The sequence below is a fragment of the Burkholderiales bacterium genome (assembly GCA_036262035.1).
In the GTDB taxonomy this organism is placed as follows: Bacteria; Pseudomonadota; Gammaproteobacteria; order Burkholderiales; family SG8-41; genus JAQGMV01.
The window spans coordinates 17,953-33,734 of the sequence record DATAJS010000023.1; the positions used below are offsets into that span (position 1 = coordinate 17,953).

Below are 15,782 nucleotides of genomic sequence, written 5' to 3' on the forward strand. Positions count from 1 at the left end.
AGTATATCAGCCGGCCTCGCGCATCGCCTTGAGCGGAGGCGCATCGAGCACGCGCCGGGTGCCCGCATAACCCGCAAGCGCGATGCCGATCGCGCCGGCGGTCGCGCCGGTGATCCACACCAGCGCGCTCGCGCTGAACGGCAGGTTGAGGATGCGCGTCGCGACGACGTACGCGAGCGCCGTCGCGCCCGCCGCCGCGAGCACGCCCGCGAGCAATCCGAGCACCGCGAACTCCGCGACGATCGCGCGCGTGAGCTGGGCGCGGCTCGCGCCCAGCGTGCGCATGATGGTCGCCTGATAGACGCGCTCGTCCTGTGTGCTCGCGATCGCGGCATACAGCACCGTGAGCCCGGCGAGCAGCGTGAAGAGGAAGATGAACTGCACCGCGCGAGAGACCTGGTCCATCATCGTCTGCACCTGCCCCAGGACCTGCGCGACGTCGATCAGGATCACGCCCGGGAATTCGCGGACGAGCGCGGCGATGAGCGCCGAGTTGCCGGGCGCGAGGTAGAAGCTCGTCACGAACGTCGCCGGCTGCGAGTCCAGGACGCCCGGCGATGCGATCACGAAGAAGTTGACGTTGAAAGTGTCCCAGTCGACGTGGCGCAGGCTCGTCACGCGCGCCGACACCGGCGTGCCGGCGACGTCGAAGGTGAGCACGTCGCCCATGCGGATGCCCAACGAGTCCGCGAGCCCCTGCTCCACCGAAAACTGCGCCGGCGGCTGCGCGGCCGGCCACCACGCCCCCGCGACGATGCGGTTGTCGGCCTGCATGCGCTCCGCCCACGACAGGTTGAACTCGCGGTCGATGAGGCGGCGCGCGCGCTCGTCCTGGTAATCGGCCGCGGACACGCTGCGCTCGCCGATCTTCACCAGCCGCCCGCGGACCATCGGGAACATCGCGGGGGCAGGCACGCGGTGCGCCTCGAAGAAAGCCTTGATGCGCGGCACCTCGGTCGCCTGGATGTTGACGACGAAGCGGTTCGGCGCTTCGGGAGGCAGCGTCGTCTGCCACGCGCGCACCAGGTCGTGACGCACGAGCGTCAGCACCAGCAGCGCCATCATGCCCAGCCCCAACGCGACGACCTGCAGCACGCTGCCGAGCGCGCGGCGCCTGAGATTGCCCACGCCGTAGCGCCACGCGACCGCGCGCACGCGCACCGCGCCGACGAGCCTCACCAGCAGCCACGTGAAAAGACCGACGCCGAGCATCGCGGCGGTAAAGCCGCCGAGCACGACGCTCCCTAAGCGCACGCTTTCGGCTTTCCAGAGGATGAGCAGCGCGATCGCCGCATAACCGACGCCATAGACGAGAAGACCGCTCGCCGCCGGCACGCCGAGGTCGCGGCGCAGCACCCGCAGGGTCGGCACCCGCTTGAGCGAGACGAGCGGCGGCAGCGCGAACCCGAGCAGGAGCACGATGCCGGTCAGCAGCCCGTGCACTGCGGGCAGCACGCCGGGCGGCGGCAGCTCGACCTTCACCAGCGTGCCCAGCCAGTACGCGAGGAGCGACTGCGCGACAGCGCCGACGACGCAGCCGATCGCGCTCGCGATCACACCGAGCAACGCGAAGTGCACCACGTAGAGCCTGAGCACTTTCGCCTGCGACGCGCCGAGGCAACGCATGATCGCGACCGCATCGAGATGGCGCTGGAGGAACCGTCGCGCCGACAGTCCGACCGCCACCGCCGCGAGCACCACGCTCACCAGCGCCGAGAGGCTCAGGAACTTCTCGGCGCGCTCGAGCGCCGAGCGGATCTCGGGCCGCGCGTCCTTGACGCCTTCGATCCGCTGCCCTTTGAGCAGGCGCGGCGACACGTGCGCGCGGTAGGCGTCGACCGCCTGCGGCGCGCCCGCCACGAGCAGGCGATAGCTGATGCGGCTTCCCGGCTGTATCAGTCCGGTCGCGGCGACGTCGGCCTCGCCGATGATGATGCGCGGGCCGCTGTTGATGAAGCCGATCGACACGTCGGGCTCGCGGGTGACGAACGCCGCGACCGCGAACATGCTGCGGCCGAGCTCGACTCGATCGCCCGGCCTGAGCTTGAGCTCGGTCGCGAGGCGCTCGTCGATCCACGCGGTGCCGCGCTCGGGCGGCTGGTCGACCCTGCGTTCGGCGCCGTACAGCGTGTCGCTCACGCGCAGCTCGCCGCGCAGCGGATAGCCCGCGCTCACCGCTTTGACGCTCGCGAGCAGGTTCTTATCGGAGTGCGTCACCATGCTCGGAAAGCGCGCGAAGCGGGCGATGGCGAGGCCTCGCTCGCGCGCCGCCGCTTCGAACGCGGCGTCGATCGGCTGATTGCCTGCGATGACGAGGTCGGCGCCGAGGAGGTTGTTCGCCTGCCGTCCCAGCGCCTGGTGGATGCGGTCGGTGAAGAAACCGACCGTCGTCACGCTCGCCACCGCGACGAGCATCGCCACCGCGATCAGCGCCAGCTCTCCCGCGCGGTGGTCGCGCCACAGGAGGCGCAGCGCGAGCGCGAGCTCTTTCATGCGGCCAGCCGTCCGCCGGCGAGCCTCAGCATGCGATCGCACCGGCGCGACAACCCTTCGTCGTGCGTCACCAGCAGGAGCGTCGTGCCCTGCTCGCGGTTGAGCTCGAACATCAGATCGATGATCTGGGTGCCGGTCGCGGCATCGAGGTTGCCGGTGGGCTCGTCGGCGAGGAGCAGCGCGGGCCGCGTCACGAAGGCGCGCGCGATCGCGACGCGCTGCTGCTCGCCGCCCGAAAGCTGCCGCGGATAGTGTGCAAGCCGCTCGGCGAGACCGACGCGCGCGAGCATCGCGCGCGCAGCCGCCTCGGCCGACGCGTCGCCGGCGAGCTCGAGCGGAAGCATCACGTTCTCGAGCGCGGTCATCGAAGGCAGGAGCTGGAAAGACTGGAAGACGAAGCCGACCATGCGCCCGCGCAAGGCGGCGCGGCCGTCCTCGTCGAGCGCGTGGAGCTCGTGGCCGTCGATGCGCACGCGGCCGGCGCTCGGCGTGTCGAGACCCGCGAGCAGGCCGAGCAGCGTCGACTTGCCCGATCCCGACACGCCGACGATCGCGACCGCCTCGCCCGCGCGCACCTCGAAACTAATATCGTCGAGGATGGTCAACCCGTGGGCGCCCGCCGGCACGGTTTTCCCCAGCCCGGCGACGCTCACGATAATCTCGTTCTTTGCGTTGTCTCTCTTCGACTGCTCGCTCATGCTCACACGCTGGTTCTTTCTGCTCGCTTGCGCACTCGTTCCCGCCTTGCACGCGGCCGCGGCCCAGCCCGGGACGATACTCGTATTCGGAGACAGCCTCTCCGCCGCCTACGGGCTCGCGCAGCAGCAGGGCTGGGCCCATCTGCTCGAGAAGCGCCTGCGTGACGAAGGCTTCGACTATCGCGTCGCCAACGCGAGCATCAGCGGTGAGACTACGGCCGGCGGCGCGACCCGCATCGAGGGCGCGCTCAAGGCGCACAAGCCCGCTGTCGTCGTGCTCGAGCTCGGTGCGAACGACGGCCTGCGCGGGCAGAGCGTCGACATCATGAAGCGTAATCTCGAAGCGATGATCGATGCGAGCCGCAAGGCCAAGGCCGACGTGCTGCTGGTGGGTATGCGCCTGCCACCCAACTACGGTCCGTCCTACACCGAAAAGTTCCACCGGACCTATATCGACATCGCGAAGGCGAAGAGGGTCGCGTTCGTGCCGTTCCTCTTCGAAGGCTTCGGCGAAGACCCGAAGTTCTTCCAGGCCGACCGGGTGCACCCGACGGCGGAAGCGCAGGCGATGATGCTCGATACGGTGTGGAAGGGCCTCAGGCCGATGCTGAGCAAAAAATAGTGTTGAGTGTTTAGTGGGCTAGTGGTCTGCTCGAGCATCACGTGCTGGGCGAATGGGGTTTTCACTCAACACTCAACACTCAACACTTTCACACGACTTCGATTCCCGCCTCGCCTTCGGCCAGCTCTCCGATCGCCGCGGCCTGCGCGAAACCATGCTCGCGGAACACGCCGAGCACCTTGTCCGCGGCCGCGCGGTCGCACGCGACGAGCAGTCCGCCGGCTGTCTGCGGATCGGTGAGCATCTTGCGATGCCAGCCGGGCGCATCGGCCGGCAGCGTGACGCACGACTCGCAGCTCGCCCAGTTGCGGTCGGAGGCGCCGGTCGCATAACCCTGTTCCGCCAGATACGCCGCGGCCGACAGAATGGGCACGTCGGCATAGCGGATGCGCGCTTTGAGCCCCGAGCCGCGGCACACCTCCATCACGTGCCCGAGCAGGCCGAAGCCGGTGATGTCGGTCATCGCGTGCACGCCCGCCATCTGCGCGAGCTCGGGTCCCGGCGTATTGAGCTTGGTCGTGGTGTCGATCATCTGCTCGTACGCCTTGGGCTTCAGATCGCCTTTCTTGAGCGCGGCGCTCATGATGCCGACCCCGAGCCCTTTGCCGAGGATCAGCACGTCCCCCGCGCGCGCGCCGTCGTTGCGAATGACGCGATCGGGATGGACCAGCCCCAGCGCGACGAGGCCGTAGATCGGCTCGGGCGAATCGATCGAATGCCCGCCGGCGATGGGGATGCCCGCGGCCGCGCACACCGCCTGTCCGCCTTCGGTGATCTTGAGCACCGCCTCCACCGGGATCTTCCCGGCCGGAATGCCGAGCAGCGCCAGCGCCATGAACGGCTTGCCGCCCATCGCGTAGACGTCCGAGATCGCGTTGGTCGCGGCGATGCGGCCGAAGTCGTACGGATCGTCGACGATCGGCATGAAGAAGTCGGTCGTGGCGACGATCGCCTGATGGTCGTTGAGGCGATAGACCGCCGCGTCGTCGGCGTTCTCGTTCCCGACGATGAGGTCGGGAAACGCCGCCGCGACCGGCGCTTTCGCGAGGATTTCGCTCAGCAACGCTGGCGTGAGCTTGCAGCCTCAGCCGCCGCCGTGCGAAAACTGTGTGAGGCGCAGCGGCGCTTGCATGGGCTCGTTCATATTTAATTTAAAATTCGGGTGTGGGAAAACGTGATCGCAGCGCCTGGGACGGCGCGGAATCGACTGGAGCGGCCAAAGCGAACGCCAATGAGGCTCCGTTGCAACGCGTCGGGCGCGCGCCGATTGCGGTAACCGTAGCACAACTGTCCGGGTTTGACGAGGTGATCGACGTGCGCTCGGAAGGCGAGTACGCCGAAGACCACGTCCCCGGCGCGCTCTGCTGTCCCGTCCTCGACAACGAGGAGCGAGCGCTCGTCGGCACGATCTACAAGCAGCAATCCTCTTTCGAAGCCAAGAAGATCGGCGCGGCGCTGGTCTCGGCCAATATCGCGCGCCACCTGCGCGAGCGCTTCCTCAATCGCCCGAAGGACTGGCGGCCGCTCGTCTACTGCTGGCGCGGCGGCAATCGCAGCGGCTCGCTCGCGGCGGTGCTCGCGCAGATCGGCTGGACCGTCGGCCAGCTCGACGGCGGTTACAAGGCGTATCGCCGCGCCGTCATCGCCGATCTCGAAACCCTGCCTTCGCGCTTCCGCTGGCATGTCGTCTGCGGCATGACAGGCACCGGCAAGAGCCGCATCCTGCGCGCGCTCGGACTCGCCGGCGCGCAGGTGCTCGATCTCGAAGCGCTGGCCGCGCATCGCGGCTCGGTTCTCGGCAGCCTGCCCGACAGCCCGCAGCCCACGCAGAAGACGTTCGAAAGCCTGGTGTGGGACGCGCTGAGACGCTTCGACGCGAGCCGGCCGGTGTTCGTCGAAGCGGAGAGCAAGAAGATCGGCAAGCTGCGCGTCCCCGAAGCGCTGATCGCGGCGATGTGGGCGAGCGACGATTGCCTGGTGATCGACGCGCCGCTGCCCGTGCGGGTCGCTCTGCTGAAAGCCGAGTACGCGCATTACGTCGCGGCGCCCGACGCGCTCATCGCGCAGCTCGAGTGCCTCACGTCGCTGCACGGGCGCGAGACCGTGCAGCGCTGGCAGGCGCTCGCGCGCGAAGAAAAAGCGGACGAGTTCGTCGAAGATATGCTGCAGCGCCATTACGATCCGGCCTACATGCGCTCGACGCTCAAGCACTACCCGGCACTATCCGAAGCGCCGCGTTTCACGCTTCATGACGCGAGCGACGCCGCGGTGGAGAAAGTCGCGCGGGAAGTGTTGCGCTCGCGGGGTGTTTAGTTCAACATAGATCGCGAAGATGCTAGATCAACCCGCGCCTGAATTCACGCTACCCGCCACCGGGAGCAAGGCGTTCCGCCTCGCGGACGCCAAAGGCCGCATCGTCGTTCTCTACTTCTACCCCAAGGACAACACGCCCGGCTGCACCACCGAGGGCCAGAATTTCCGCGACCTCTATCCGGAGTTCCAGCAGGCGGGCGCCGACGTGTACGGCATCTCGCGCGACAGCATGAAGTCGCACGAGAGCTTTCGCTCGAAGATGAGCTTTCCGTTCGATCTGTTGTCCGACGCCGACGAGGCCGCGTGCAAGGCCTTCGACGTGATCAAGATGAAGAATATGTACGGCAAGAAGGTGCGCGGCATCGAGCGCAGCACCTTCGTCATCGACGACGAGGGGGTCGTGAGACGCGAGTGGCGCGGCGTGAAGGTCCCGGGACATGTACAGGAGGTGCTCGACTACGTGAAATCGCTTGCGCGATAGTGTTGAGTGTTAAGTGTTGAGTGTTGAGTGGGTTCGCAGCCGACCCGCTTCTCACTAAGCACTTAACACTCAACACTCAACACTGGCGCTACAGCGCCCCAGGAGGCACATGATCCAACGCAAGCCGGCATCGAATGTCGCCCGTCTCCCTTCCGCCTCCACCAAGCTCTTCGTGCTCGACACGAACGTGCTGATGCACGATCCCACCTCGCTCTTCCGCTTCGAGGAGCACGACGTCTACATCCCGATGGCGATCCTCGAAGAGCTCGACAACAACAAGAAAGGCATGTCCGAGGTCGCGCGCAACGCGCGCCAGGCGAGCCGCTACCTCGACGAGCTCGTGAGCGGCGCCGAAGCGAGCATCGCCGACGGCATCCCTCTCGACCGCCACGGCGACAAGAGCGCGACCGGCAAGCTCTTTCTCCAGACCGAAGCGATCAACGGCAGCCTGCCGCCGCGCCTGCCGACCGGCACCGGCAAGGCCGACAACCAGATCATCGGCGTCGTCATGCACCTGCACGAAACGCTGGGAAAGCGGCAGGTCATTCTGGTGTCGAAAGACATCAACATGCGCATCAAGGCGCGCGCGGTCGGCATGCCGGCCGAGGACTACTTCAACGACAAGGTCCTCGAGGACACCGACCTCCTGTACAGCGGCGTGCGCGCCCTGCCCGCGGACTTCTGGGACAAGCACGGCAAGGACATGGAGTCGTGGCAGCAGGGCGGCACCACCTGGTACCGCGTGCGCGGACCGTTAAGCCAGAGCTTCATCGTCAACGAGTTCGTCTACCTCGACGACGAGAAGCCGTTCCACGCGCAGGTGAAGGAAGTGAGCGGCAAGACCGCGGTGCTGCAGACGCTCAAGGACTACAGCCACCAGCGCAACAACGTCTGGGGCGTCATCGCGCGCAACCGCGAGCAGAACTTCGCGTTCAACGCGCTCATGAATCCCGACATCGATTTCGTGACGATGCTCGGCCAGGCCGGCACCGGCAAGACGCTGCTCACGCTCGCCGCCGGTCTCATGCAGACGCTCGAGCACAAGACCTATTCGGAGATCATCATGACTCGCGTGACGGTTCCGGTCGGCGAGGACATCGGCTTCCTCCCCGGCACCGAGGAAGAGAAGATGAACCCGTGGATGGGCGCGCTCGAGGACAACCTCGACGTGCTCAACAAGACCGACGACGAAGCGGGCGAATGGGGCCGCGCGGCGACGCGCGACCTCATCCGCTCGCGCATCAAGGTGAAGTCGCTCAACTTCATGCGCGGGCGCACCTTCATCAACAAGTTTCTGATCATCGACGAAGCGCAGAACCTCACGCCCAAGCAGATGAAGACGATGATCACGCGGGCGGGTCCCGGGACGAAGGTCGTGTGCCTCGGTAACATCGCGCAGATCGATACGCCTTATCTGACCGAAGGCAGCTCGGGCCTCACGTACGTCGTCGATCGAATGAAAGGCTGGTCGCACAGCGGGCACATCACGCTGACGCGGGGCGAGCGGTCGAGGCTTGCGGATTACGCGGCGGAAGCGCTGTAGCCCTGGGCTTACGCGATAATGTCATTGCGAGGAGCGGCGCGACGAAGCAATCCCGAAACGCGGAAAGGTCTACGCCGCTGCTTCGGCGCATCTGCGATGCGCCTCGCCGCGCGCAAGGCGCGCTTAAGCGCCTGCCGGCGCCACGTACGAAACGGGGGAAACTGTGAATTTTTTGTTGGTTATGCAGTGGTACCGTAAGGCTGTAGAAAGATTGACATGCGAGGATGGCATCGACTCGCTTCATGAGTTTCCTCCTCGCGGGGTCAGCAGTAACCCCGCTCTCGCCCGGCCCCGGCCGGGCTTTTTCTTGAGAGCCGCCGCTGCATGCTTCGCCGCGGCGCTGAGCCTCACCGCGGCGGCGGCACCCTTCGCGTACGTCCCCAACGAAGGCTCGGGCACGATCTCGATCATCGACGTCGCCGGCGACACCGTCGTCGGCGAGATCAAGACCGGCGGCAAGCCGCGCGGCATCGCGGTGCATCCGAAGTCCGGCACGCTCTACTACAGCGATTCGCCGAGCAGCGCGCTGCACGTCGTCGACCTTGCGACACGCGCCGTGACCGCGCACGTCGGGCTCGGCAAATCGCCCGAAGGCGTGTACATCACCCGCGACGGCAGGCTGCTCGCGGTCGCGATCGAGGAGACCAACAGCGTGACGCTGATCGACACCGCGAGCGCCAGGGCGGTGGCGAACATCCCGGTCAAGGGCAAGAACCCGGAGCACGCGGTGTTCAGTCCCGACGGCGCGTGGCTGTACGTGAGCTCCGAAGACGCCGACACGGTCGAGGTCGTCGATGTGGCGAAGCGCGCGCAGGTCGCATCGATCAAGGTCGGCCCGCGGCCGCGCGGCATCGCGTTCACGCCCGACGGCAGCAAGGCCTACGTCGCCTGCGAGGTGGCGAGCCTCACCTACGCCATCGACGTGAAGGCAGGCTCGGTGGTCGCGACGATCAAGGGCGGGGATTTCAGCAACGGCGTGACCATGCACCCGAGCGGCAGGCGCGTGTACGTCTCGAACGGAAAATCGGGCACGGTGTCGGTGATCGACACGTCGTCGAACGCGGTCGTCGCGTCCATCCCGGTCGGCCAGCGCCCGTGGAACATGGCGATCACGCCCGACGGCGCCAAGCTCTACGTCGCGAACGGCCGTTCCGGCAACGTCTCGGTGATCGATACCGCAGCCGAGAAGAAGATCGCCGACATCCCGGTCGGCTCCCTGCCTTGGGGAGTCGTGATTAAATGATTAACGTGCGGGGACTTGTGCGGGGGTAGCCGGCACCTCCTGCACCGTCTTACCCGGCCAGCGCCACATCCGCTGAAAGATCCGGTCGTCACGCGTCACGAGGTGCCTGACCGCTGCCGTCACGTGCACCAGGATCAGCGCCATGAAGACGCACACCGTGCCGAAATGGATCTGGCTCGTCAGCTCCTTGAGCGCCGGGGCATCCCACCCCCAGTGCGGTATCGCATAACCGAAATACTTGATCGGGTACTTGGTGAAGCTCGAGCCGAGGTAACCGGTGATCGGCATCGTCAGCAGGCACAGGTAGAGCCCGACGTGGCTCACTTTCGCCGCGGCGCGCTGCCACGCGGGCAGCGTGTCGGGCAGCGGCGGCGCCGGATGCGTCAGCCGCCACAGGATGCGGAAGATCACGAGCAACCCTATCGTGATGCCGATCGACTTGTGCAGGTTGAACCACCACGCGCGCACGCCGACGGGGTTCTTCGGGATGTCGACCATCCACCAGCCGAGCGCGAGCTGCGCGAAAACCAGCGCGGCGATCGACCAGTGCAGAACGATGGCGGTGCGGCTGTAGCTTTCGACTGACGCCGAGCGCATGGATCCCCTCCTTTTCCGCGCCTGTCCGGACGCTTCGTTATGGGGGATATGCTAGCGCGAGGCGAGGCGCTGCGCGACCTCGCCGGCGAGCACTGAACCGCGCCTCAATAACCGCTGTCGACCTGGCCCTTGCGGCCGGTGTGAGGATCGTAAATTCCAAGCGAATCCGCGTTGTACTTCTCCAGCTCGTCCTTCGGCAGATACTTCTCCTCGAGCTTCACCACTTCCGGAAAGCCGGTGAGGTCGAAGACGCCCAGCCCGCCGAGGGGATGCGCCTTCGTGCGGTTCTGGAAATCGATCCACGCGTCTTCCTGACGCTCGCGGAAGTCGACGAGGAAGTCGTACATCGCGACCGTGGCGACGTTCGCCGCGTGGATAGATGTCATGCACAGCCCGAGCTCTTCCTTCTCGCGCCGCGTCAGCGGCGGCTTGATCGCGCCTTCGGTGGCGCGGAAGAGGATGCCGGGCAACGCATCGCGCATCGCGCGGATCTCTTCGCGGCTTTGCAGCGCTTCGGCGTAGATCACGTCCACGCCCGCTTCGACGTATGCCTTGGCGCGCGCGATCGCCTCGTCGAGGCTGCCGCCGACCGCGCCGCGCGCATCGGTGCGCGCCATGATGATGAAGTCCGGATCGAGCTCGTCGCGCAAGTCGCAGACCGCACGGTACTTGCCGACCGCTTCCTCGAGCGAGATGAGCTGCTTGCCTTTGACGAAGCCGCAGCGCTTGGGCGCTTTCTGGTCTTCGATGAAACAGCCCGCGGCGCCGGCCTTGATGAGCAGATCCACCGTGCGGCGCGCGCCGAGCGCATTGCCATGGCCGGTGTCGGCATCGACGATGACCGGGATCTTCACCGCGTTGCAGATGTTGCGCACGTTCTCGACGAGCTCGGTCTGCGTGATGTAACCGGCGTCGGGCATGCCGTAGATCCAGCTCGAGGTCTTCGAGCCCGAGATGCCGAACGCCTTGAAGCCCGCGTATTCCGCGAGCTGCGCGTGATGCGCGGCGCCGCCCCAGATGGTCGTCAGGCAGCCGGGCTCGTTCAAGAGCCGCCGCAGTACTGTGGAACACTTCATTTCCAAACCTCCGTCATTCCCGCGAAGGCGGGAATCCATCGTCAAAAAAGTCAAAGTCAAAATGGATTCCGGATCGCGCTACGCGCGTCCGGAATGACGATCCATTCAGACACCAGCAGGCAACGCGCCGGGCTTCTCGGCGACCCCGTCGGTCATGTAATCCACGATCAGCGGACCGTTGTCCGCGCCGCAGTGCTCCGCCGCGCCGTCGGCGAGGCGGCACACCTTGAGCTCGGCGTCGGGGCTGTTCACCGCCGCGGCGATCGTCTTCTCGGCGTGCCACAGCGGCACCTGCCGGTCGTTCTCGCCGTGGATCGCCGGCAGCGGGCACGTGATCTTGTCGGCGACGCCTTCCAGCGTCATCTGCCGCACGATCTTCTAGTTGTCGGGAAAATATTCGAACATCGCCGCGCCTCCGTGGGGTCCCGACTATGCCATAATTTTTCGCCTGAAAATTCAACGAGGAGGATGGAGTAATGCGCATCGGAACGCCGCTGGCCGCAATCACTCTCGCGTGCGTCGCAAGCCTTGGAGCGCAAGGCGCCGCCACAGCCGCCGACAACTACCCGAGCCGTCCCGTACGCTGGATCGTGCCGTATACGCCCGCGGGTACGACCGACATCACCGCGCGCATCATGGCGGACTGGCTCACCCATCGCCTCGGCCAGCAGGTCGTCGTCGACAATCGTCCCGGCGCCGGCAACAACATCGGCACCGAGATGGCGATCCGCTCCGCCCCCGACGGTTACACCGTGTTCCTCGTCAATCCGGCGAACGCGATCAACGCGACGCTCTATCAAAAGCTGTCGTTCAACTTCCTGCGCGACATGGATCCGGTCGGCGGCATCATGCGCGTGCCGAACGTGATGGAGACGCCGGTGAGCTTCCCGGCCAAGACGGTGAAGGAATTCATCGACTACGCGAAGGCGAACCCCGGCAAGGTCAACATGGCCTCGAGCGGCGCCGGCACCTCGGTCCATCTGTCGGGCGAGATGTTCAAGGCGATGACGGGCGTGCAGATGCAGCACATCCCTTACAAAGGCTCCGGCCCGGCGCTCATCGATCTCATCGCGGGACAGGTGCAGGTGCTCTTCGACAACATGCCGTCCTCGATCGGCTACATCAAAGGCGGCAAGCTGCGCGCGCTGGGCGTCACCACCGCCAAGCGTTCGCCCGCCCTGCCCGATGTGCCGACGGTCGCCGAAACGGTGCCGGGCTACGAAGCGAGCGCGTGGTTCGGCATGAGCGCGCCCAAAGGCACTCCGCGCGAAATCGTCGCGAGGCTGAACAAGGAGATCAACGCGGGCCTCGCCGACGCCGGGATCCGCGCGAAGCTCGCCGATCTCGGCGGCGTGACGATTCCCGGCACGCCCGAAGACTTTTGGAAAACCCACACGATGGAAACCGAGAAGTGGGCGAAGGTCGTGAAGTTCTCGGGCGCCAAGGCCGAGTGACGCGCGTCGGCGCGGCTGGAGATTGTGTTGGCCGATGATTCGGACAGCCGCGCCGAGCGACTCCTCGGGCAGCTCCATCACTGGGCGATGGAAGCGGTCGAGCTGCCGCGGGACGAGCGCGAAGCGTTCATAGTGGACGTGGCGACGCGCTATCACGACGACGCGATCCGCAACGGCCTCGCGCCCGCGCAGGCCGAGGAGTGGCGGATCAACGTCGACGACTGGCTGCGCTCGCTCGTCGAAGTCATCGAGACCAGCGGCGGCGCGGGCGGCGGCCACGCCTGATCTCAGCACACCGACATGCAAGAGGCCCGCTCGGACGGGCCTCTTTTCTTGTACGCGCACTGTCGAAACTTTTTACACCAGGCGCGACCGAAATCGCTAAGTCATTGAATCCTATACCTGGTCCGGGTCGTGCTTAATGCTCCGCCGCTGGCACTAAAACGACAAAGGGGAATTCCGAATGACTCGCATCGCAAAAACGTTGATGGCCGCAGGACTGGCTGTCCTCGCGACCGGTACCGCTCACGCCGTGCCGAGCTACGGCAACATCGCCTCGCCGGGTTTCTATAACGGCACGGGCGTCCCGAACGGCGACTTCACGATCGACATCAGCAACGGCATCGAAGTGGCAATACGTGCGAGGGACCGCTTCAGTGCGGGCTCGACGATCAATGGATCCAGCGGCATTTACAACGCCGAGATGGGCACGTGCGGTGTTCCGGAAGGCTGCGGCGGGACGGGGAACCGGGCGCGCTGGAACTACGACTTTTCGATCAATACGCACGGCGGCGGCGGGGTACTCAATCTGACCGACGTCAAGGCCAAGGTTCTCGTCGACACCGATCCGACCGCCGGCACGAGCTTCACCGTTCTGAATGTCTTCACGAACTGGGGCGATAACAGCTTCTGGAACGGCACGACGGAACGCACCGACAGCGGACTTGGACCGCAGGTCGGCGAGTTCGGTGTGCAGCAGTCGGTCAACCCCATCTTCGGCGATTCGGGATTCATGCCGGGCTTCAATCCCAATGCGCCAGGACTCTACAGCCTCCAGCTCCAGGTGTTCGACCTGAGCGACAACCTTCTGGCGTCGACGTCGACGGCGGTGCAGGTGCCCGAACCTACCTCGCTGGCACTGCTGGGCGTGGCGCTGCTCGGCGCCGGCGTGGCAAGGCGCAAGCGGAAGTAAGCCGCAGCAGTCTGAGAAAAGGGCAGGCGTGACGCCTGCCCTTTTTTATTTGGTAAGGTGGAGCTGTCGATCGAGCTTGAGCTGGGTGCCGCCCTGCGCCGAGCTCTCGATGACGGCCGACGGCGTCGTGAGCGACGCGCTGCGTCCGAGGAAATAACCCGCGGCGGCGCCGACGACGAGCGCCGCCACCGCGGCGACCAGCGCGAACGTGCGCATGCCGTGCGAGCGGCTCGCCCACGACGTTGCCGAAGCCGCGTGCGCCTCGCGCGGCGTCACTTGCGAGGCGTGCACGTCGGCGTGCTGTACCGGAACGTCGTCGCTGCGCCATGCGCGCGGCGCGCTCTTCGGCTCTTCGTCGACCTCGGTGCGCGGCGGCGCGGCGGCGCGCTGCTCCGACGCACGCAGGATCGCCATCGCCTCGTCGAGATCGACGTCGCCGCCGCGATCGCCGCCCGGAGTCTCGCGCGGCCAGGCAGGCGTTGCCGCTACGGCCTCGATCTCGCGGCGCGGCATCGGGAAGACGCGCGCCGACTCGGCGCCCGGCCGGGCCGCGGACGGCTCGCCGAAGATATCCGGGATCTCGGGAAACGGCGCGTCGGACGCGGGCGCCTGCCGCGCCGCCTCCTCGACGCTCGGCGCGAGCTCGGCATAACCGAGCTCGAAACGCTGCACGAGGTCCTGCATATCGGGATCGAGCGCGGGATCGGCAGGCCTGCGGTCGCCCGGGCGTTCGCGCAGGACGGGTTCGATGGTGCCGCGCGAACGCGCAGCGCGGCGCTCATCGGGCGCCGGGGCCGACATCTTTGCCATGACGTTCAAAGCCTTGCGTTTAACCGTTCCGGCCCTGAGCGTCGCAGAAACAGCTGATGTAATCCATGAACAACTTCTCGGAACACGCGACGACAGCGCCGCTTTGGTCGCGGCGTTCCCAAGCCCAGAGCGTGCGTCCGAAAAGATCTACGGTGTAAAAACGCGACGCATTGTAGCCGCGTTCACACACGTATTCGCGGGGTGTGGAGCCGAGCATCGGAGGTCCTGCGATAGCTGGACCCCTCGATGTGCAATGCGCATGCCTAGCTCTGGCCGATTCCCGCTTCCTTGATCACCTTGCCCCATTTGCTGTACTCGGAGCGGATGTACTTGCCGAATTCCTCCGGCGTGCCCGGACGCGCTTCGAGGCCGTTCTTGAGCAGCGCATCCTTGACCTCCGGCACGTTGAGCGCGTGCATGAATTCCTTGTTGAGCCGCGCGACGATGGCTTTCGGCGTCTTCGCCGGCACCATCACGCCGTACCAGTTGTCGGTCTCGTAGCCGGGAAGCCCCGACTCGGCGAGCGTCGGCAGGTCGGGCAGCACCAGCGAGCGCTTCAGCGTGGTCACCGCGAGCGCCCTCACCTTGCCGGCCGTCACCTGCACCTGGGCGGTCGAAGGCGATGCGAAGATGAGCTGCACCTCGCCGCCGAGCAGCGCGGTCATCGCGGGTGCGCCGCCCTTGTACGGCACGTGCGTCATCTTGGTCTTGGTCATGCTCTGGAAGAGCTCCGCGGCGAGATGGCCCGCGTTGCCGCTGCCGCTCGAGCCGTAGGTGAGACCGCCCGGCTTCGCCTTCAGCAGCGCGACGAGATCCTGCACGTTCTTCACCGGCAGCGTCGGGTGCACGACGAGCACGTTGCTGCCCGACACCGCGAACGTGACGGGCGCGAGATCCTTGAGCGGGTCGTACGCGAGGTTCTTGTACACGTGCGGATTGACCGCGATGTTGCCGATCGAGCCCATCAGCATCGTGTAGCCGTCCGGCGGCGCCTTCGCCACGGTCTCGGCCGCAACGCTGCCCGCCGCGCCGCCGCGGTTGTCGTAGATCACCTGTTGGCCCATCGATTTGATGAGGGTCGGCCCGGTCACCCGCGCGGTGACGTCGAGTCCTCCGCCGGCAGAGTTCGCGATGACGAAGCGGATGGGCTTGGTGGGATACGCGGGCGCATTCTGGGCGGACGCCGCTGCGGGCAGAAACGCGAACGCTGCGCTAAGCGCGATCGAGACCGTGGTCCGGCGCGCGACGAACTCCTTCATG

General features: G+C 66.4%; 15 protein-coding genes and 1 pseudogene. 8 read left to right on the forward strand and 8 right to left on the reverse strand.

Features of this window, described 5'->3' with window-relative positions; all coding sequences use genetic code 11:
• Nucleotides 1–6: 6 nt before the first annotated feature.
• Nucleotides 7–2,493 (reverse strand): FtsX-like permease family protein, encoded by a 2,487-nt coding sequence (locus VHP37_23930; GenBank protein HEX2829418.1) that lies wholly within the window; start codon nt 2,491–2,493, stop codon nt 7–9.
• Entirely contained in the window at nt 2,490–3,191 is a 702-nt protein-coding gene (locus tag VHP37_23935) for an ABC transporter ATP-binding protein (protein ID HEX2829419.1), read from the reverse strand. The genes VHP37_23930 and VHP37_23935 overlap by 4 nt, the downstream gene beginning before the upstream one ends.
• On the opposite strand from VHP37_23935, the gene VHP37_23940 reads away from it, so the two are divergent.
• The gene (locus VHP37_23940; protein HEX2829420.1) at nt 3,190–3,813 is read left to right on the forward strand and encodes an arylesterase; all 624 of its coding nucleotides are present in this window, start codon (nt 3,190–3,192) and stop codon (nt 3,811–3,813) included. The two genes, VHP37_23935 and VHP37_23940, sit on opposite strands and share 2 nt — an antisense overlap.
• An 88-nt stretch (nt 3,814–3,901) precedes the next feature.
• Here the strand turns inward: VHP37_23940 and selD are convergent, their stop codons facing one another.
• Nucleotides 3,902–4,957 carry a selenide, water dikinase SelD gene (selD, locus tag VHP37_23945; GenBank protein ID HEX2829421.1) on the reverse strand — a complete coding sequence of 352 codons (1,056 nt, stop codon included), beginning with the start codon at nt 4,955–4,957 and terminating at the stop codon, nt 3,902–3,904.
• 98 nt (nt 4,958–5,055) lie between these two features.
• On the opposite strand from selD, the gene mnmH reads away from it, so the two are divergent.
• The 4 genes and pseudogenes from mnmH (at nt 5,056) to VHP37_23965 (ending at nt 9,393) form a co-directional block, all read left to right on the forward strand.
• On the forward strand, nt 5,056–6,126 hold the full coding sequence (gene mnmH, locus VHP37_23950; GenBank protein ID HEX2829422.1) for a tRNA 2-selenouridine(34) synthase MnmH: 1,071 nt from the start codon (nt 5,056–5,058) through the stop codon (nt 6,124–6,126).
• Nucleotides 6,127–6,136: 10 nt separating this feature from the next.
• The gene (locus tag VHP37_23955) at nt 6,137–6,607 is read left to right on the forward strand and encodes a peroxiredoxin (GenBank protein HEX2829423.1); all 471 of its coding nucleotides are present in this window, start codon (nt 6,137–6,139) and stop codon (nt 6,605–6,607) included.
• A gap of 160 nt (nt 6,608–6,767) precedes the next feature.
• Nucleotides 6,768–8,150: pseudogene (locus VHP37_23960) on the forward strand (PhoH family protein).
• 307 nt (nt 8,151–8,457) lie between these two features.
• The gene (locus VHP37_23965; protein HEX2829424.1) at nt 8,458–9,393 is read left to right on the forward strand and encodes a beta-propeller fold lactonase family protein; all 936 of its coding nucleotides are present in this window, start codon (nt 8,458–8,460) and stop codon (nt 9,391–9,393) included.
• On the opposite strand, the gene VHP37_23970 is transcribed toward VHP37_23965, so the two are convergent.
• The 3 genes from VHP37_23970 to VHP37_23980 all read right to left on the reverse strand — a co-directional run bounded on the left by VHP37_23970 (nt 9,394) and on the right by VHP37_23980 (nt 11,438).
• Complete coding sequence (locus VHP37_23970; GenBank protein HEX2829425.1) at nt 9,394–9,990, reverse strand: cytochrome b; 597 nt, start codon at nt 9,988–9,990, stop codon at nt 9,394–9,396.
• Nucleotides 9,991–10,094: 104 nt separating this feature from the next.
• Entirely contained in the window at nt 10,095–11,066 is a 972-nt protein-coding gene (locus VHP37_23975; GenBank protein ID HEX2829426.1) for an isocitrate lyase/PEP mutase family protein, read from the reverse strand.
• 105 nt (nt 11,067–11,171) lie between these two features.
• Complete coding sequence (locus tag VHP37_23980; GenBank protein HEX2829427.1) at nt 11,172–11,438, reverse strand: hypothetical protein; 267 nt, start codon at nt 11,436–11,438, stop codon at nt 11,172–11,174.
• Between the two features lie 104 nt (nt 11,439–11,542).
• Here VHP37_23980 and VHP37_23985 point away from each other — a divergent pair, with 104 nt between their 5' ends.
• The 3 genes from VHP37_23985 (at nt 11,543) to VHP37_23995 (ending at nt 13,712) form a co-directional block, all read left to right on the forward strand.
• On the forward strand, nt 11,543–12,520 hold the full coding sequence (locus VHP37_23985) for a tripartite tricarboxylate transporter substrate binding protein (GenBank protein HEX2829428.1): 978 nt from the start codon (nt 11,543–11,545) through the stop codon (nt 12,518–12,520).
• A 27-nt stretch (nt 12,521–12,547) separates the two neighbouring features.
• On the forward strand, nt 12,548–12,805 hold the full coding sequence (locus tag VHP37_23990) for a hypothetical protein (protein ID HEX2829429.1): 258 nt from the start codon (nt 12,548–12,550) through the stop codon (nt 12,803–12,805).
• 178 nt (nt 12,806–12,983) lie between these two features.
• On the forward strand, nt 12,984–13,712 hold the full coding sequence (locus VHP37_23995) for a PEP-CTERM sorting domain-containing protein (protein ID HEX2829430.1): 729 nt from the start codon (nt 12,984–12,986) through the stop codon (nt 13,710–13,712).
• Between the two features lie 45 nt (nt 13,713–13,757).
• Here VHP37_23995 and VHP37_24000 read toward each other — a convergent pair whose 3' ends face one another.
• Both VHP37_24000 and VHP37_24005 read right to left on the reverse strand, forming a co-directional pair.
• Entirely contained in the window at nt 13,758–14,522 is a 765-nt protein-coding gene (locus tag VHP37_24000; GenBank protein HEX2829431.1) for a hypothetical protein, read from the reverse strand.
• A 263-nt stretch (nt 14,523–14,785) separates the two neighbouring features.
• Nucleotides 14,786–15,781 carry a tripartite tricarboxylate transporter substrate binding protein gene (locus VHP37_24005; GenBank protein HEX2829432.1) on the reverse strand — a complete coding sequence of 332 codons (996 nt, stop codon included), beginning with the start codon at nt 15,779–15,781 and terminating at the stop codon, nt 14,786–14,788.
• Nucleotide 15,782: the final 1 nt, after the last annotated feature.